Source organism: uncultured Methylovirgula sp. (genome assembly GCF_947646745.1).
Taxonomy (GTDB): Bacteria; Pseudomonadota; Alphaproteobacteria; order Rhizobiales; family Beijerinckiaceae; genus Methylovirgula.
The window spans coordinates 1-17273 of the sequence record NZ_CANSHK010000014.1; the positions used below are offsets into that span (position 1 = coordinate 1).

The 17273-nt window shown below is 62.9% G+C and carries 14 protein-coding genes; 4 read left to right on the plus strand and 10 right to left on the minus strand.

Annotated features, from left to right (window positions below; genetic code table 11):
• The first annotated feature begins 201 nt into the window (after positions 1 to 201).
• Positions 202 to 1077, plus strand: a complete 876-nt coding sequence (locus Q0025_RS05750) for an aldo/keto reductase (protein ID WP_297296920.1) — start codon at positions 202 to 204, stop codon at positions 1075 to 1077.
• 291 nt (positions 1078 to 1368) lie between these two features.
• The gene (locus Q0025_RS05755) at positions 1369 to 2820 is read left to right on the plus strand and encodes an undecaprenyl-phosphate glucose phosphotransferase (RefSeq protein ID WP_297296922.1); all 1452 of its coding nucleotides are present in this window, start codon (positions 1369 to 1371) and stop codon (positions 2818 to 2820) included.
• A gap of 24 nt (positions 2821 to 2844) precedes the next feature.
• Here the strand turns inward: Q0025_RS05755 and Q0025_RS05760 are convergent, their stop codons facing one another.
• Together Q0025_RS05760 and Q0025_RS05765 are read right to left on the minus strand one after the other, a co-directional pair.
• Entirely contained in the window at positions 2845 to 3405 is a 561-nt protein-coding gene (locus Q0025_RS05760) for a putative colanic acid biosynthesis acetyltransferase (protein ID WP_297296924.1), read from the minus strand.
• A 7-nt stretch (positions 3406 to 3412) separates the two neighbouring features.
• Positions 3413 to 4558, minus strand: coding sequence for a glycosyltransferase (locus tag Q0025_RS05765; RefSeq protein ID WP_297296926.1), 1146 nt, complete (start codon positions 4556 to 4558; stop codon positions 3413 to 3415).
• A 74-nt stretch (positions 4559 to 4632) separates the two neighbouring features.
• On the opposite strand from Q0025_RS05765, the gene Q0025_RS05770 reads away from it, so the two are divergent.
• A complete protein-coding gene (locus Q0025_RS05770) occupies positions 4633 to 5655 on the plus strand; it encodes a hypothetical protein (RefSeq protein ID WP_297296928.1) in 1023 nt (340 codons plus the stop codon).
• 62 nt (positions 5656 to 5717) lie between these two features.
• Positions 5718 to 7142, plus strand: a complete 1425-nt coding sequence (locus Q0025_RS05775) for a glycosyl hydrolase family 28-related protein (protein ID WP_297296930.1) — start codon at positions 5718 to 5720, stop codon at positions 7140 to 7142.
• 123 nt (positions 7143 to 7265) lie between these two features.
• On the opposite strand, the gene Q0025_RS05780 is transcribed toward Q0025_RS05775, so the two are convergent.
• From Q0025_RS05780 to Q0025_RS05815, 8 genes are all read right to left on the minus strand, one after another.
• Positions 7266 to 8462: a hypothetical protein gene (locus Q0025_RS05780; protein WP_297296932.1), complete on the minus strand. Its 1197-nt coding sequence runs from the start codon at positions 8460 to 8462 to the stop codon at positions 7266 to 7268.
• Positions 8463 to 8491: 29 nt separating this feature from the next.
• Complete coding sequence (locus Q0025_RS05785) at positions 8492 to 9745, minus strand: glycosyltransferase (RefSeq protein ID WP_297296934.1); 1254 nt, start codon at positions 9743 to 9745, stop codon at positions 8492 to 8494.
• On the minus strand, positions 9742 to 11067 hold the full coding sequence (locus Q0025_RS05790) for a hypothetical protein (RefSeq protein ID WP_297296936.1): 1326 nt from the start codon (positions 11065 to 11067) through the stop codon (positions 9742 to 9744). The genes Q0025_RS05785 and Q0025_RS05790 overlap by 4 nt, the downstream gene beginning before the upstream one ends.
• A gap of 59 nt (positions 11068 to 11126) precedes the next feature.
• Positions 11127 to 12248, minus strand: a complete 1122-nt coding sequence (locus tag Q0025_RS05795; RefSeq protein ID WP_297296938.1) for a glycosyltransferase — start codon at positions 12246 to 12248, stop codon at positions 11127 to 11129.
• Between the two features lie 3 nt (positions 12249 to 12251).
• Positions 12252 to 13361 carry a glycosyltransferase gene (locus Q0025_RS05800; RefSeq protein WP_297296940.1) on the minus strand — a complete coding sequence of 370 codons (1110 nt, stop codon included), beginning with the start codon at positions 13359 to 13361 and terminating at the stop codon, positions 12252 to 12254.
• An 8-nt stretch (positions 13362 to 13369) separates the two neighbouring features.
• Entirely contained in the window at positions 13370 to 14596 is a 1227-nt protein-coding gene (locus Q0025_RS05805; RefSeq protein ID WP_297296942.1) for a glycosyltransferase family 4 protein, read from the minus strand.
• A 126-nt stretch (positions 14597 to 14722) separates the two neighbouring features.
• The gene (locus Q0025_RS05810) at positions 14723 to 15592 is read right to left on the minus strand and encodes a glyoxalase (RefSeq protein ID WP_297296944.1); all 870 of its coding nucleotides are present in this window, start codon (positions 15590 to 15592) and stop codon (positions 14723 to 14725) included.
• A gap of 146 nt (positions 15593 to 15738) precedes the next feature.
• Entirely contained in the window at positions 15739 to 17265 is a 1527-nt protein-coding gene (locus Q0025_RS05815; RefSeq protein WP_297296946.1) for an FAD-dependent oxidoreductase, read from the minus strand.
• Between the last annotated feature and the right edge of the window lie 8 nt (positions 17266 to 17273).

A 17273-nucleotide genomic window follows, 5' to 3' on the forward strand; every position in this document is an offset into this window, starting at 1 on the left:
GCCGGCCATGCACGCGGCGCCCCGCAGCGAGCCGGCCATGCATGCCCATCCGCCACATCCGGGCGGCCACAAGGAAGACAAGCGCTGATCACATTGGCTGGAGGCCGATGATTTGGCCTGCGGCGCGTGCGCCGCAGGCCTGGCAAATGCCGCGCGCGTCGCTAGCTATGGAAGGCAGCAAAGCACCCCATGGAGCACCAAATGGTACATCTCGACGCGACCAGGTCCGGCACGTTCGCCGTCGACGGCACGGTCAAAATCCACCGGCTCGGCTTCGGCGCCATGCGTGTAACCGGCCCCGGCATCTGGGGACCGCCGGAAGATCGCGCCGAGGCGTTGCGGACCTTGCGGCGGCTGCCGGAGCTCGGCATCAATTTTATCGATACCGCCAATTCCTATGGGCCGGACGTCTCCGAGGAACTGATCCGCGAGGCGCTTCATCCTTATAAAGGGCTTTTTATCGCCACCAAGGGCGGCCTTGAACGGCCTGGCCCGGATCGCTGGACGCCGAACGGCAAGCCGGATTATCTGCGCGCCGAGGCGCACAGAAGCCTCAAGAAGCTTGGCGTGGAACGCATCGACCTCTGGCAATTGCACCGGATCGACCCGCAGGTTCCCCGTGACGAGCAGTTCGCGGCAGTCAAATCGCTCCTCGAGGAAGGCGTCATCGCCCATGCGGGGCTCAGCGAGGTCTCCGTCGAAGAGATCCAGGCGGCGCAAAAAGTGTTCAAGGTCGCGACCGTTCAGAACCGCTACAATCTCGTCGACCGCGGCAGCGAGGACGTGCTCGCCTATTGCGAGGCCCATGGCATCGGTTTCATCCCTTGGTATCCGTTGGCGGCGGGCAAGCTCACCGAGAAGGGCTCGGTGCTCGACAAGATCGCCCTGGCGCATAACCATGCGCCGAGCCAAGTGGCGCTCGCCTGGCTGTTGAAGCGCAGCCCCGTCATGCTTCCCATTCCCGGCACCTCGAAAGTCTCGCATCTCGAAGAGAACGTGGCTGCTGTCGAGATCACGCTGTCCGACGAGGAATTCGCGGTGCTCGATCGCGCCGGCAAGGCGGAATCCGGCCGCTGACGGTCGGGCGGATGACTGCGGGGACGTGCCGCAGTCATCCATCTGCCCGGATACGGGCAACTTGCCCTCGAAGAGTTCAATTCATTCCAGATGGCTCTCATCGCTTTGCCGGCGGGCGTACCATTGCGCCCGCTTTTGGCCCGATCGTTGCTTCGCAGATTACAAATCTTTCAGAAACGGCCGCGTACAGGCGCCGTTCATACAGAAACAATTAGAGGTCTTTTTTAGAGAGGAACGTCCCTCCATCCTCTCCGGATTTCATTCTGCGATCTCTGCGTGGTGTGAGAGTTCATGAATCAGATTGTCCGCATTGCCAGCCCGGCAAATACCTCCTGGGTCTCCCGTCGACTGACTATTTCCTATTACACGGTTGCCGCTTTTGTCGGCGCCGTCGACGGCGGTCTGATCGTCCTGTCGAGTTTGTTCGCCGACTGGTTCTATAATGTTCTCATCCGCCACGACATCGTACAGACCGATATCGCGCTCGGGATCGGCTTCTGCGGCGGCCTCGGCTACATCCTGCTTGCCAAGGCGCTCGGCCTCTACAGCATGCAGGCGACGCTCAATCCGCAGAAGAACGTCTCCAAGATCGTCTTCGTCTGGGGTACGGTGCTCCTGTCGCTGACCGCGGTTCTCTTCCTGTTGCGCGTCGGGACCATCTTCTCGCGCGGCACGATCATCATTTTCGCCTTCACCGAATTGGCGGTCCTGCTCGGCGCCCGGCTGGTCTCGGCGCGGCTGATGCGTTCGGTCATCGCCCAGGGCGGCATCGTCGGACGCCGTGCGGTGATCGTCGGCGAACCGGCCGAACTCGGCCATCTCAGCGCCAAGAACCTGCTGGTCCATTTCGGCCTCAAGGAACTGGCGCGGGTGACGATCGCCGGCGCCGGCGAAAAGACCGTCGAAGGGCTCGATGTCGCCGCGCTCGATCTCGCCATCGATGTCGCCCGCCGCCATCACGCCGACGAACTCGTCATCGCCGTCGATTGGCGCCGCACCGAGGTCATCGAAAAGATCAAAGAGCGCTTCCGCGCCTCGCCGCTGGCGGTGCGCCTGCTCCCCGACCGGACCGTGCGCGCGACGATCGATCGGCGGGCGGACTTCGCGCCGGAGACGATGCTTTCGGTCGAATTGCAGCGCGCGCCGCTCACCCATTTCGAGCGCTTCGTCAAGCGCGCCTTTGACACGCTGCTGGCCACGGTCGCGACGCTTGCCCTCATGCCGCTGATGCTGCTGGTCGGCGTGGCCGTGAAGCTCGACAGCAAAGGCCCGGTGCTGTTCCGTCAGCAGCGGACCGGCTTCGACGGACAGAAGTTTCACATCTACAAGTTCCGCACCATGAACGTGATGGAAGACGGCCCGGTCGTCGTCCAGGCGGCACGCGGCGACCGCCGCGTCACGCGCGTCGGTGCGTGGCTGCGCCGAACCAGCATCGACGAGCTGCCGCAGCTCTTCAATGTCATCAAGGGCGACATGTCGCTCATCGGCCCGCGGCCGCACGCTCTGGCGCATGACGACCATTATCGCCAGATCATCGCCACCTACGCGTTCCGCCATCACGTCAAGCCGGGCATGAGCGGGTGGGCGCAGGTCAACGGCCAGCGCGGCGAGACGGCCAAGGTCGAGGATATGCGCAAGCGTGTCGAGCTTGACCTTTGGTACATCAACAATTGGTCGCTGACGCTCGACCTCAAGATTATCCTGCGCACCTGCCTCGAAGTCACCCGCCAGCAAGCCTATTGAGGCGCGGCCCGTCCGGCCGCGCAGTCAAAAGCGCGGTCGCTCCTTCAATTTGCGCGCCGGATTGCCGGCATAGACCGCCCAGGGCTCGATATCGCGAAACGCGACGCCGCGAGCGCCCAGCACCGCGCCTTCGCCGATCGTGACTCCGGGACCGACAAAGGCTTCCGCCGCCACCCAGGCCTGCGGTCCGATGCTGATCGGCTTGGCAATCAATTGGAAATCGGGATCGTTGATATCGTGCGAGCCGGCGCAGAGATGCGCGCCTTGCGAGACGACGGCTTTCGCGCCGATCGCGATCGGCGCCTGATTATAGCAATTGACGCCGGGACCGAGCAGCGCATGTTCGTCCATCGTCAGATTCGCCGGATACCAGATGCGCGTCTTGCCATAGACGCGGGCGGTCGAAGCGATCTGCGCGCCGAAGAGGCGCAGCAGCGCGGTCCGCCAGCCGAAAAACGGCGGTGGAGTCCAGGCGGCAAGGGCCGCCCAGGCGATCTGCCACAATGCGCGATAGGCACGATTGGCGAGGCTGAAGCTCGCGCCGCCTTCGAGCGGCTTGGTTTTCCGCGCGTCGAGAATGCTCATGCGATCATTATAGCCCGGCCCGGAGCCGGCGATAGATCGTGCTCCATTGCGCCGCGACCGCCTGCGGCGAGAAACGGGTTATCGCAAGGTCGCGGGCGGCCGCCGACATTTTTTCCCATTCGCCCGCGGGCAAAGCGAAGGCGCGCCGCAGCGCTGCGGCGATGGCATCCGCGTCGGTTCCGCAGTCGAGCGCCGCGCCTTGCGCGAAACCGTCCGGCAGATTGCAGGCTGCCGACATCAAGGTGGGGGTCGCGGCAGCCCAGGCTTCGAGAATTGCCATCGGCAGGCCTTCGCTCAGGGAGGGGAGGACGACGAAACGGGCCTCGCCCAGCAGGTTCGCTTTCGCCGCGCCATAGATCGGGCCGAGGAAATCGATCGACGGGTCGGCGGCTGCGGCGAGTTTGCTGCGCAGCGCCGCTACGTGCGCGGCCTCGCCCCAGCCAGCGATGGCGAGCCGCCACCCGGCCGCGCCGCCGCCGGCCGCAGCCCAAGCCTCGATCAGCGGATCGAGGTTCTTCTTCGGGTGAATGCGGCCGATAAAAAAGACGAGGTCCGAACGTGGGCTTGGCGCACGGTCGGCCTCTGCCGCTACATAGTTCGGCACGATGGCGATGCGCGCGTCCTCGGCGCCGGTCTCGCGCGCGATGTCTTCGGCCTCGGCGGCGGTCAAGGCGTGAAACAGGCGGGCGGCGCGCCAGCTGCGCCGTTCATAGCCAAGCCGCGCCAGCGTCTTTTTCCAGCGGCCGCGTGCCGTAATCCACGGGTCGAGCATCCCGTGCGGGGAAATCACATAGGGCCGCCCCGTCCGTTCCGCCCACAGCGCGCCGCAAAGCGAGGCATATTGCCAAATTCCATGCAGATGCAGGACATCGAGATCGGCGGCGAGAAGCTCTGCCAGAAGCCCGGGCGCATAGTCGAAGGCCGCCGGCCCGCGGCGCGGCACGGTGATCGTCCCGATCGTGCCGAAGCGCTTGCGGTCCTCGGCCGTGAACGGATCGGCGGCACCGAAGACGATGGGCACCAGGCCGCCCTGCGCTTCGAGCGCCTGGGCCTCGGCCAGCACCGCCTCGAACACGCCGCCGCCGCGGCGCGAGACGCGCGCGGTCAAAAGCCCGACCCTGAGCGGCCGCCCGTTTTTTTCGCCGCCTGTCATTTTATCGAACCCGTCACCTGATGTATCCAATCACGCCGAACGGCTGAAACCACACCAAATTGGTTGAACGGAAGATGAGCGCCACCGATTACGTGTCAACGTGGATGTATGTCGAGTCGCCGCAGGAAGGCGGGCTTTACCCGCAGGTCGGCGGCCTGACGACGAGCCAGGCGACGCAGAACATCTACTGGCGCTGCGTCTATACGTTCTTTTGGAGCGCCAAAGCCTTTCTCAAGAAGGAGGGCGTCAGGCTTCTGCTCTTCACCAATGTTGCGACGCTTCCCGTTGTCGGCGGCATCGATCTCAACCGGGCGCTCGCCGATTTCGGCGTCGAGCTTGTGACTTTGCGCTACACCTGGGCGCCGGCCGGCACGCGACGCCCGTGGTTCAATCAATATTTCCTGTTCGACATTCTCGACTATGCGGCGGGGCGGCTCGATGCCGACGATACGCTGCTGGTCATGGACAACGATTGTCTGATCGTCGGCGATCTCGACCCGGCTTTTGCGCTGGCACGGCGCGACGGCGCTCTGCTCATCACTGTCGATGTCGGCGCGGATGAAGACGCCAACGGCCTGTCGCGCCGGCAGGCGATGGACGTCTATGCCGAAGTCGGCGGCACGCGACCTGCTTCGCCGCCCGACTATTTCGGCGGCGAGTTCTATGGCCTGAGCGGTGCGCTGCTTGCGCGGCTTCTGCCGCTCGCCAAAGAGGTGCGGATCGAGAACGATGCCTTGGCGGCCGCAGGCCAAGCCTATTTCTCCGACGAGGCGCATTTCTTCAGCTATCTCATGTGGCGGCTCGGGCTGCGGGCGCCGAACGCCAATGCGATCGCCCGACGAATCTGGACGACCTGGAAACTCAACAATACCGAAGCGGCCGATCTCAAGCGCCCGGTCTGGCACCTGCCGTCGGAAAAGACCTACGGTTTTGCCGATCTCTTTGCCCGGCTGGCGGCGGGCCAATCTATTCCCACCGATCCCGTCCGTCTCAACGCCTGGCTTGCGCGGCTGATGGGCGTCGGCCGAAAGAGCGCGCGCAAGTTCATCGGGCATTTTTTGCGCGCCGCGCGGCGGCGGTTGCGGCGTCCGGCGTGACTATAGTCGTCGCTTGGCTTATTGAGCCTCGGGCGGCGGCACATGAGGACAATCGAGACCCTATGCGCATATTGAATAAAGATCTCCTGAGGCGCCGCAATCTTCTTAAGCTCATCTTCGGCGGCTTTGTCGGCTCCGGCGCCTATGCGCTCGGCGAGCGCCGAGCCGCAGCGGCCGATCCCGATCCCGATCCGCAGCCGCTCGCAACGCAGAACCGGTTTGCGACGCTGTCCGATCTGCGCAGCGTCGACGACCCGCATGATCTCGCCGACATCGATGTCATCGTTCTCAACCACCACGCCGACAACGACCGCGGCGGCGGCACCTTCCGCTGGGTCGCCAATTCGCAGGAGCCGGACGACAATGCGATCTATGTCCGGCCGGATAGCGTCGCCGAGGGCCAGCCTGGGCGTTTCGTGCGCGTCTTTTCGGGCGATGTGAATGTCTGCTGGTTCGGCGCGCGGGGCGACGACGACATTGACGACAGCATTGCTTTCCAGGCGGCGATCGACTGGTCTGCGGCGCGCGGCGGCGGCGTCGTGCGCGTGCCGCCTGGGTCCTACATTTGTAACAACGTGATCTTGAAGAACGGGGTCACGCTGTCGTCGACCGCGGCAGCCTATGGCTACGCCCCGAGCAAGATTCTCGGCACGGCTTTGCGCTGCACGCATCCGGGCTTCTGCCTCGACACGCCGGAAAAAGGCGTCACCGCGGCGGCCGTGACGGGCATCAATTTCCGCGGCGGCGGGCCGAACCTCGCCGCCGGCGGCATCCGCCTGCAAAAGGCGAGCTGGTGCGCGATCAAGGTCGCGCAATTCGACAATTTCGCCGACGAGGCGATCGTCATCACGAGCGGCATGGCCTGTGTGATCGAAGACGTGTTGACAACGAATGTCCTGCTCAATCGCGGCCGGCCAAAGCTCGCCGGCGCCATCACCATCGGCGGCACGGATCATTATCTCAACCGCATCGAGGCCAACACGTCGCTGCACGCGCTGAGCGGCAACGGCTCGGACCGCACGATCGCCGCCTTCCTCATTCGCGACGCCAATCATTTCATCACCAATTGCGTCGGCGAGATTTCAGATGTCGGCTTCGTCGTTCAAGGGCTCTATCATCGCCTGACCGGCTGTCGCGGCGACCGCAATTTCGGCGACGGCTTCATCATCGATTGCAAGCTGACGACATTCTCGAGTTGCACGGCGCTCGACAACAATCACGATCCGAAAGCCAAAGGCTCGGGTTTCGTGATCACCGGCCCGGCGAATACTTTGTCGGCCTGCATCGCCGCCTGCAATCGGCTGCCGTCGCTGCAGCTTTACGGGTTCGATGACCACAACCCGATCGGCGATGTCGACCGCGATACGCTTTATGCGGCGTGTCGCAGCGCCAACCACCAGATCGCGGCGCAACGCTGCGTGACCGTGAAGAACCAGGAAGTCACGTTCCAAGACGTGCAGTCACGCACCGGCGTTGTGGTGCACTAGATCACGATGATTCCGATCGTATCGATCCGAAATCATAAACGTGATCGGTTCTCAAAATTTAGAGCGGGATGCGAAAAACCGCCGCCACTTTTTCGCATCCCGCTCTAGGCTCGCATTCGAGTTTCAGCTCGCGGGATTGACCGGCGATTTCGCCTTTTGTAGCGCGGGCTGCCACCCCGCGGCCGCCGTGTTCGCCTGCGCAAAGAGCACGATATAGAACAGGAACGGATATGGATTGATATTGAAAAAACGGTCGTTGAACATCCAGAAGACCGGGATGCCGAGGAAGCAGAAGAACCATTTCCTGTTGGTACGGTAGAGATCGTAAAGCAGAAAAAAGATCATCCCGTAGATCACGAGTGACAGGATGCCGAACTCGGAGAGCCCGAACAAAAAGAAATTATGGACTTCGACGCCGTAGCGGTCGAAGAAGCCGGCGCCATTGCCAATGAGCGGGCTCGCCAGAAACCAATGCCAGGCCACGCTCCAGAGCTGATCGCGCCCGACAAAGCCCGAGCCTAGGCCGCGATATTTGTCGTGCAGCAGCAGAATTGAATCGAGCAGGGCGGAGGCCTTGTTGGAGATAAGCAGAAGCGCCGCGCCGGCGGCGGCGAGCCCGCCGAGGATCAAAGCAAGGCGTTTCTTGTTGTTCCATTCCTCATAGACGAGCTTGGCGCCGACGGTAATGACCGCAACGACAAAGGCGGCACGCCCTTCCATCAAATGGATCGCATAAAGCGACGGCAGCGTTACGACGAGGAACAGCGGCCAAGAGAGCACGCACGCGGCAAGTACCACCGACATGGCGATGATCTCAGAGCCGAGATTGGGATGCGAGTGATGGAAATAGGAATAGCGGCCGAAGGTGGTGTCGATCTGGCCCATTTTCGCCGCGAGCAGATAGATCAACGTGCTCGCGAAAAGCACACCGACGCAGGTCAGGACATATTTCTGCAAATTGTCGCGCCGGACGATCGCCAAGGTGATGAAGACATGGGTCATGAAGCCAAAGATCTTGACGTAGTCTGAGAATTGCGAGCCGCCTGGGACCGATGAAATCAGAATAATCGAAGTCAAGACAAGAGCCGACATCACCGCAATGCGGCTGACGGAAATATATTTATAATATACAAGGCACAATGCCAGCTTGATCGCCAGCGTCGCTGCATGCCAATAGTTTGGATAGACGTTGAGAATATACGAAAAAGGGACGAGCGAATCGATGACGCCGAAGATGTAAACAACGGCGGTGGGCGAAGTATAAAAATCGTCCTGCCGGGGTTTGTCCTCGATTCTGACTTCTGACGGCGGCGCGAGCAAACTGTCCTCCGGAACCAGCTTTAGGGTGTTTATCCCTTCGTTCCCAAGATTTTACCGAGATAGTCCAATACCGCCTTCTGATAGGCGGCGACAGTAAAACCTTCGGCAATGGGCGGCGCGGCCTGCTGCCACGCTTGCAGGATGTCGCGATTATCGATCACGTACATGAGCGCCGCATGAACGCTTTCCTCGTCGAGCCGCTCGAGCGCGAGCCCGGACTTCGGAATGGCGTCGAGATTGGAATTCTTCGACTGAATGATGGCGCAACCGCAGGCGAGCGCTTCGTAGATCGTGATCGGCGAGCCTTCGAAATAGGTCGGGAAGACGAGACAATCGGCCTCGCGGAGATAATCGGCGACAGCGGCGCGCGGCACGGTCGGGATCAAGGTGACGAGGTCGGCATATTGGCGGAAGGTCGCGCCCGGCACCTGCATTTGGCCGACGATCGTCAGCGTCGCCGCATTGCGCGGTAGCCGCGCGAAAGCCTTGAGCAGAAGGTGGATCCCCTTGCGCGGCCCCGCCTGGCCCAGAAAGAGGAAACGCACCGGGCGGTCTTTCGGCCGCAGCGGCGGGGGCCCCGGCTTGAAGAAGACGTCGTCGAAGCAATAGGGCAGGACATCGATCTTGCCGGCGAGGTCGGGGCGGGCGAGCGGATCGAGAATCGTGTCGCGGCAGAAATCGCTGCCGACGACGATACCGTCGGCGAGGTCATATTCCTTGTCCTGAATATCGATGACGGCTTGCGGAACGGCGAAGTTCGGACTCGAGAAGAAGGGCTTATGTTCCGCGTAGATTTCCTTCATCAGCGCGTTATAGACGCGCGGATCGCCGATGGTCTTGTCGAGGATGCGGACGATGCCGCGTTGCTTGGCGAAGGCGAACACATCGGCTGAGGACGTATCGTAGCCCCAGACGGCGGCGACCGGCTCGCGCTCGATCAGGCGGCAAACCGATTTGGCGAACACACTATTGCCGGCCATGTTGACGCGCGCGGCAGCGCGGCGAAGCCCGGCGCGGGTCAAGCCGCGCTCGATCCATTCATGCAGGCCGAAGGTCCGCACCGTGTCCGGGGCGACGGCCGGATGATAGAAGCGGCCGAATTCGGCCGTCAGCCTTTCGCGCAGCTTTGCCGGCAGGTAGGGGAGCGCGCGATAAGGCCAGCGGTTCGCGCGGTAGAAGATCGAGGTCGCATACCAGCCGAGTTTGCCGGCGTTCTGCAGCGCGCGCGCCGTCTGCCAGGAATGCTGTGTCCCGGGGTGAAAAACCCCCACGTTGCGAGTCATATGACTTCCGAAATCTGGTCTTGCGGACTGCCCGCGCCGCTCGGCCTAAGAATTTGCGCATGGGCAAGGCGCATCACAACAACGAACATGAAGCAATCGAGCGCCAGCAGCGCAAGCCCGGCGCCGGTCGCTTGCCGCCACAGCGATAAAGGATAGCAGAGCGCGACGCTCGCGATCGCGGCGGCGAGAAAGATATAGGAATAGGTGGCGTGGCGATTGGCGGCGAGGATCAGGTTCGATACCGGCAGCCACATGCCATTGACGAACATCACCGCGGTCATAACCGCGATAAGGTCGAAGCTCGGATGCACCGTGTGATGCGTCCAGAGCGCGATGATCTTTTGCCCGAAGAGAAGCAGGACCAATGCTCCGGGCACGAGAATCGCCGCATCGGTCGCGAAGGTCGCAAAGAGGAAATGCCGCTGCAGGCGCGTATCGCCGCGCGCGACGGCGGTCGAGAATTCGGGCATCAGGGCATGATTCAGCAGGGTCGTGAATTGCACGCCGGCGCGGATCAGCGTGCGCGCCGTGGTAAAGACGGGCACGGTCGCGGCATTCGTCGCGGCGCCGAGCATGACCGGTGTGCCTTGCAGGAAGGCAGCCTGGGCGAACGGCAAGGCCATGGCGGCAAAAGCCGGTTTGGCGAGCCTCTTGATCTCGTTAAAATTCGCGCCGGAAAATCCGAGCCGGAGCCAAGGCACCTGAAAGGTCAGCAGCAGCGCCTGGCCGATGACGCAGATGCTGCGCGCAATCAGGTAGGCCGAGGCCGCGGCAAGCAGCGAGCCGCCGCAAAGGACCGTGACGATGCAGGCGCAACCCTCCGTCAATTGCGTGACGGATTGACCGACGACGCCGACCGCATAAAGGCCGGAACAGCGGAATCCCGCCATCAACAGGCTGCTCGCAAGACAGATGAGCCCATAGGCGACGATCAAGATCAGCAGCACGCGGATTGCGCCGGGACTGACCGGAATGTCGAAGGTGATCCAGCGCGCCGGTAGCAGCGCGCAGATGATCACCGCAATCAGGAACACCGTTGAGGAGACGAGAGTGATCGCGGTCAGCGCGCTGTGATAGGTGACGAGCGTGCCGTCCTTGTCGCCGCGCGCGACTTTCATCGTCATGTCCACGCCGGCGGCCGTGGCAAAGCCGAAGTCGCCCAGCGCCAGGTAGGACGGGATCGTGAACAGCATCAACCAGGTGCCGTAGAGCTTGAGGCCCCAATGCGTGGCGAGCACCGGAACGAGCCCCAATTGCAGGCCGATGGTGACGATTTGGCTTAAGGCATTGGCGCCGATGCCGCGAAGAAGGCGGGCAAGCATTCCTGGTTAAATCCTCGCTGCCGGAAATCTGCAGGCAGCAACGCTAAAGTTCTGGGAAATCATAGCAATTTCATGACGCCCTCGACGAAGGCGGGAGTATCCGCGCGCGGCAGGAACTGGGCGCAGCCGAGCGCCATGCGCTCCCAGAGATCTTCGTCTTCGTGCAGCCATTGCATGAAAAACGCAAGGCCGGCGGGATTGTCCGGCTCGACGACGAAACCATTGACGCCGCTGCGCACGAGCGTTTCAAGCGCGCCGCAATTGTGCGAGATGATGGTTGGTACGCCCATCGCCTGCGCCTCGATGATGACATTGCCGAACTGCTCTTCGATGCTTGGCAGGATGAGCGCAAGCGATTGGGCAAGTTCGTGCGCAATCTCCGGCCGCTGCAGGAAACCGCGCAAAAGGACAAGACCGCCGAGATCGAGCGCGGCGATTTTCGCGCGCAATTCGGCTTCAAGTTCGCCCGAGCCGCAGATGTGCAACGGGCGCGGCGTGGCGACCGCCTGGCGATAGAGCGCGTAGGCGTCGATCAAGACGGTGAGGTTCTTTTTCGGCACGAGGCGGGTGATGGCGGTGAAATGGCGCGCGGCGTGCGGCGCGCCGCCGGGTGCCGGCGCGGCGCCCGCCAAGCTGCGGATTTCGCCGACCGACAACGTGTTGTGGCCATAGGCGATCGGCACTTTGCTGCCGCGCAGGAAGTGGATGTATTCCTCCGACCGGCCGCGATTGGTGAGGAAGCCGGCATAGGGGAGAAGGATGAGCGATTTGAAAACTTCCCAGCGGATCGTGCGGTCGTAATCGTCGAACTTCGACAGCAGCATGCCGAAGACGCGCTTGTTGGTCAGCGCCAGGATCGCCGAGGTGATGATGATGACCGGATCATTATAATGGCTGAAGAAAAAGGCATCGGCCTTGGATTTGAGGCAGAACGACAGCGTGCGCCACAGCTTCTGCCAGAAGCCGATCGAGACCGGCGCTCGATCGGGAAAGAGCGTGACGAGGCTGAAGTTTTTCGCATCCGGCGCGACCCAATCATAGGTCGTGCTCTTGCCGGTCCATTGGATGCCGATGACCTCCCATTGGTCGGCGACGGCGCGCGCCAGGGCGCTCAGCCGGTCGACATGCATCGGGCCGAAATTTTCCCAGAGAAAGACAACCTTCCTGAGCCGCGTCGGCACGTGTCAGGCGCTCGCCGTCAGCCGGCCGACGGATTGGGCGAAGCTTACGGCATCAGCTTCTGCGGCGAAGGCAGCGGTGCCGGCCGACAGCCGCTCCCACAACAATTGATCGGACGCCAGCCGGCCGAGGAAAAAAGCAATGCCCTCGACATTGTCAGGCTGGACGACGAAACCGTTGACGCCGGAGCGGACGAATTCGTCGCGCGCGCCGCAATTGTCCGAGACGATGACCGGGACGCCCATGGCCAAGGCCTCGACAATAGCGAAACCGAATTGTTCTTCCGAGCTTGATTGTATCAGCACGAGCGTCGATCCAAGCGCTTGGCTCACCACATCGGTCTGCTGGAAGCCCTCGAAGGTGACGAATTCGGTCAGGTTCAACTCGCGCACGTGATCGCGCAATTCCTGATCGAGGCCGCCGTCTCCAAAAATCCGCAACCGGCGCGGGTGGTTGGTGCGCGATACATACAGGGCAAAGGCATCGACCGCCACAAACAAATTCTTCTTGGCGACAAGGCGCGAAACGATCGTGAAATGCCGGTCGTGGAAATCGACCCCGGCGGGAGCGGGCGGTACGCCGGCGGCGCCGCGGATGCGTTCGACCGAGATCGTGTCGTAATAATTTTCGATCCGGGCATTGCTCAGCCCGAGGAAGCTCAAATATTGGCGGCTGCGGCGCGAGCCGACGATGGCGCCGACATAGGGCCAGATCCAAACCGCCTTCAGTGCCTCGCGCCAGATCGAGCGCGGCCGGTCGTCGAATTTGGAATCGAGCAGAAGATAAACCCGCTTGCGTAGCAGCCGCATCAGCATGGCGGCGATTTGGACGCTCGGCTCATTGTAATGGCAGAGAAAGACGTGCCTTGCGCCCGAGCTGACGCTGACGCGGACGAGCTCGAAGGCGGTGCGCAGCGCCCCCCATCGCGATTGGTCGCTGCGCAGCGTCCGCTTGGTGAAATGCTGCCCCGTTTCCGGTGTCCAGCCATAGGTCGTGCTCGCCGGGTTGAGTTCGATGCCGAGGATCGCCTTGCGCGGCATGGCGCGGGCCACGGCATCGCAGCGGTCGACATGGGTCGGCCCGAAATTTTCCCAGAAGAACATGATGCAGGTCACGGGTCGTCTCAGTTTATCCGGCGCTCACCGGATGCCGGGGGTTTGGCGCATGCGGCCAGGATACTTTCAAAGCGTGCGGCGATTGCACCGATATCGAAATTCTCGTCCGCATAGGCGCGGGCCGCCGCGCCGGCTTTCTGCCGCGCCTCCGGATCTTTCAGGAAGCGCCGGATCGCCGCGACAAAGCCTGCCTCGTCGTCCGGCGCGACAACCGCGCCGGCGCCGGAGCGCATCAAGATTCGTGCCGCGAGATTGGCTGCATTGGCCGAGAGCACGATGGCCTTGCCGCCGCTGAGATAGGAGAGAACTTTCGACGGCACGGAGTAAATGGCGGCGTCCGGCTCGATCATCGCCAGCATCACGTCGCCGGTTGCGAGAACGGCGCTGTAATCCTGGAAACTCTGGAAAGGCAGGACGCTCAGATTGGCAAGTCCGCGCGCTTCTCCCGCCGCGCGCACCTCGTCGGCATATTTGCCTTCGGAGATCACGACGACGGCAACCGCGGGCTCGGCCTTGAACGCCTCGGCGGCTGCAACGAGCAGCGCCGGGTTATGTTTGAGGCCGAGCGTTCCAGAATACATCAGCACAAATTTCCCGTTCAGGCCGTGCGCGCGGCTCCATTCATTGTCGCGCGGCAGAAGCAAAATCTTGTCTTTCGGCGCCCAGTTCTCGATGACCGAAATGCGTTCACGCGGCACATGCCAAGCAATCAGCGGGGCGATGAAATCTTCAGTGATGGCAATGACCTGATCCGCCCGCCGCAACAGGCGTTTTTCCAATTCTTCGTACCAAAGACCGATGGCATGTCCAGCCACAGGAATTTTCTTCCGCAGGACGGCTTTGATCGCGTTCGAATAAATGTCCTGAAGCCAGAATACGAAACAAATATTACGTGCGCGGCAATAAGTTTGAATCACCTGCTGCGGATCAAGCGGATTGTTGCAGCCGATGACGACATCGGGCTGCCAGCTCGCGATTCGCACGGTCACGCGGCGGCCGTATTCGATCTCCTGCCGGCGGCGGGCGACGAAATCATATTTCTTGAACGGCTTGCCAAGGCTGATGGCTTCGACTTCGAACGTCGCGGGATCGCCGGGCTGGCGGGCGAGATCGCCTTTCGGGCTTTGAAAATCGCCGAGCGAAAGATGCAGGACGTTATGGCCACGCTTGGCCAGTTCGCGCGCCAGTTCGACGGTGAAGGCATGGCCTGAATAATCGTTGAGCAGAATTCTCATCTTTTGCGCCGGCTCCCTGTCGCGCTCGCCCCACCCAATAGCGGAATTTTGGCAATTCCAAGCAGGGCTGTGCGGGTCTGGGCGCGGCCGAAGCTCCAATGCGGGCGGTGAACGCCGCCTGAACGCTCAAGATTTCGCTGCGGTATGAACTTCGGCAATATAGCCGCCGGGAAATTCGAAGAAAGCCGTGCGCCGCCCCGCCGCCGAAAACGGCTCGACGACGACGAACACGCCGGCCGCTTCCGCCTTCAGGATCGTCGCGTCGAGATCGGCGACTTCGAAGCCCGTCGTCTCGCGCCCCCAGGGATAGGGCAATTGCCCATCGGTCGCGAGAACCAGGGTCTTGCCGAAGCGCGAGTCGATCAGCACCCGGCGAAACGTGTGGAACGGCTCGCCGACCTCGATCCCCGGCGCCTTGCGATCATCCTCGACGACCGTGCCTTGCGAGAACGCGAGATAGGCGCGGATGAAGGCGTCCGCCTGTTCGGGCGCGACATAGACGCGGTTTTCCGGGATTGTCGCGAGGGCGGGATAATGCGGCGGGACGTTGTGCCAATAGAGCTGCATGGTGACGCCGCCCGGCCATTGGACGATGGCGTTGCGGCCGATCGCGTCCTCGAAGGGCGCGACGATCAGGCCGGCGCCGTCGGCGCGCGCTGCGGCAATCGCCGCATCGAAATCGGCGACGAGAAAACCGTTGCGTTCCGCGCCGAAGGGCGCCGGGATCGGCGTGACATAGCCGAAAACCGACAGCGTACCGACCGGCGCGTGGATGATCTGCGATTTCGTCGTGCTCGGCGTCGGCGTGACGTTGGCGATGATCTCTTTGCTTGCCGTGCCGCCGAAGGTCGCGAGGAAACTTTTGACGAAGCGCTCGAAGTCATCCGAGGCGACATAGACATGCGTCGTATCATATTGCGGGGCGACCGCGATGGCCGGCGTGGCGCCGGCCGTGCACGCCGAGGCAATGAGAAGAGCCAGTCCGTTTGCCGCCAAGATCGAAGCCCGTCGCATAGCGTTCCTTTCGCGCGGCCGGCCGCGCCGTCCATGTCAAGCGCCGGTCTTCGCAAGAATCTTGGGCGTGGCGCAAGCCTCGGCGTCCTGCGGCAATGTCGCATGGCGAGAGCGGCAGGAAGTCCGCTTCAGGATTCGGCGATCAGGGCCTCGAATCCGGCCTCGGCGATCAGGGATTCGCGGTCGCGGCCAATGGTCGCCACCGCCAGCTTTCGGCCCTGGCTTAAATAGGCCACCTGGCCGTCCCCGCCGGCGAGGTCGCCGTCAATGGCCGTCTGGTCCCATTTTTCCGCATGGCCGACGTAGCGGATGAAGACATCATAGTGCTGGCTCCAGAAGAACGGCACGTCGTCATAGCGTTGCCGGCGGCCGAGCATGTTGAGCGCCGCGACCTGACCCTGCCGTTCGGCGACGACCCAATGTTCGACCCGGATCGCTTGGCCCGACAGCGGGTCCGGCCAGCGCGCCAGATCGCCGGCGGCGAAAATGCCGGGCACGCTCGTTTCCAGATATTGGTCGACGCTGATGCCGCGGTCGGTCGTGAGGCCGGCCTGCTCGGCGAGCGCGAGGGACGGCCGCACGCCGATGCCGGCGACGATGAGATCTGCCGGCAGGGTCGCGCCATTGCCGAGCGTGACGCCGCGATCGTCAATTGCAGTGGCACTGGTGCCAAGGTGGAACATCACGCCGCGCGATTCATGCAGCGCGCGGATGACATCGCCGAGTTCGGGTCCAAGCACCTTTTCGAGCGGGCGCACTTCGGGGCCGACGACGTGGACATCCAAGCCGCGCTCGCGCAAGGAGGCCGCCGTTTCGAGACCGATGAAGCTCGCGCCGATGACGACGGCACGCTTGGCCTTTTCCGCTGCCGCAATGATGGCGCGGCTGTCATCGAGACTGCGCAGGTAACGCACGCGATCGGCGCCTGGAATATCGAGATGTACGGGGTCGGCGCCGGTTGCGAGCAGCAAGCGGTCGTAGGCATGACGCGTGCCGTCGGCAAGCCGCACCTCTCTCGCCGCTGCATCGAGGCCGGTGACGCGCGCCTTCAGCACGAGATCGATGCCGTGCTTCTTGTAGAAATTGGCTGAGCGCAGCGGAATCCAGGACTCCTGCGCCTGTCCAGCGAGATAATCCTTGGACAGGTTGGGTCGGTCGACGGGACCGGCGTCGTCGGCACTGAGCAGCGTGATTTGGCCGGCGAATCCCTCCCGCCGCAGCATTTCCGCTGCGGCATTGGCGGCGGCGCCGCCCCCGACGACGACGATGTTTTGCGGCAATGCCGCGCCGGCGAGGGCGGGTTTCGGCGCCGGCGCGATCTTCTCGGTCACATAAAGGGCGCCGTCGCGCTCGTCGACACGCCAGGCTGAAACCGGGTCGAGCGCCGGGGCGCGGAGCGCTTCGCCGGTGCGAAGGCTGAAACAGGCATGGTGCAGCGGACAACGCACCGTGTCCCCGACGATCAGCCCTTCGGCGAGGGGGCCGTTGTAGTGCGTGCAGGTCGCCCCGATCGCGAAAAGCGTGCCGCCGCTGCGGGCGACGATCACCGCCTCGTCGCCGACATGGCCGAGCAAAAGGTCGCCTTCGCCGATCACGCTCAACGGCACGCCGCGGGTGAGATCGAGGCCTTTCGTCTCACTGCTCGATTCGCTCATGCCGCATC

What these genes read in the sequence shown, in the direction of transcription:
- Q0025_RS05770 (WP_297296928.1), top strand. Translation starts at nt 4,633, where the DNA reads ATGAGCGCCACCGATTACGTGTCAACGTGGATGTATGTCGAGTCGCCG.
- Q0025_RS05755 (WP_297296922.1), top strand. Translation starts at nt 1,369, where the DNA reads ATGAATCAGATTGTCCGCATTGCCAGCCCGGCAAATACCTCCTGGGTC.
- Q0025_RS05805 (WP_297296942.1), bottom strand. Translation starts at nt 14,596, where the DNA reads ATGAGAATTCTGCTCAACGATTATTCAGGCCATGCCTTCACCGTCGAA.
- Q0025_RS05790 (WP_297296936.1), bottom strand. Translation starts at nt 11,067, where the DNA reads ATGCTTGCCCGCCTTCTTCGCGGCATCGGCGCCAATGCCTTAAGCCAA.
- Q0025_RS05815 (WP_297296946.1), bottom strand. Translation starts at nt 17,265, where the DNA reads ATGAGCGAATCGAGCAGTGAGACGAAAGGCCTCGATCTCACCCGCGGC.
- Q0025_RS05775 (WP_297296930.1), top strand. Translation starts at nt 5,718, where the DNA reads ATGCGCATATTGAATAAAGATCTCCTGAGGCGCCGCAATCTTCTTAAG.
- Q0025_RS05785 (WP_297296934.1), bottom strand. Translation starts at nt 9,745, where the DNA reads ATGACTCGCAACGTGGGGGTTTTTCACCCCGGGACACAGCATTCCTGG.
- Q0025_RS05760 (WP_297296924.1), bottom strand. Translation starts at nt 3,405, where the DNA reads ATGAGCATTCTCGACGCGCGGAAAACCAAGCCGCTCGAAGGCGGCGCG.
- Q0025_RS05750 (WP_297296920.1), top strand. Translation starts at nt 202, where the DNA reads ATGGTACATCTCGACGCGACCAGGTCCGGCACGTTCGCCGTCGACGGC.
- Q0025_RS05765 (WP_297296926.1), bottom strand. Translation starts at nt 4,558, where the DNA reads ATGACAGGCGGCGAAAAAAACGGGCGGCCGCTCAGGGTCGGGCTTTTG.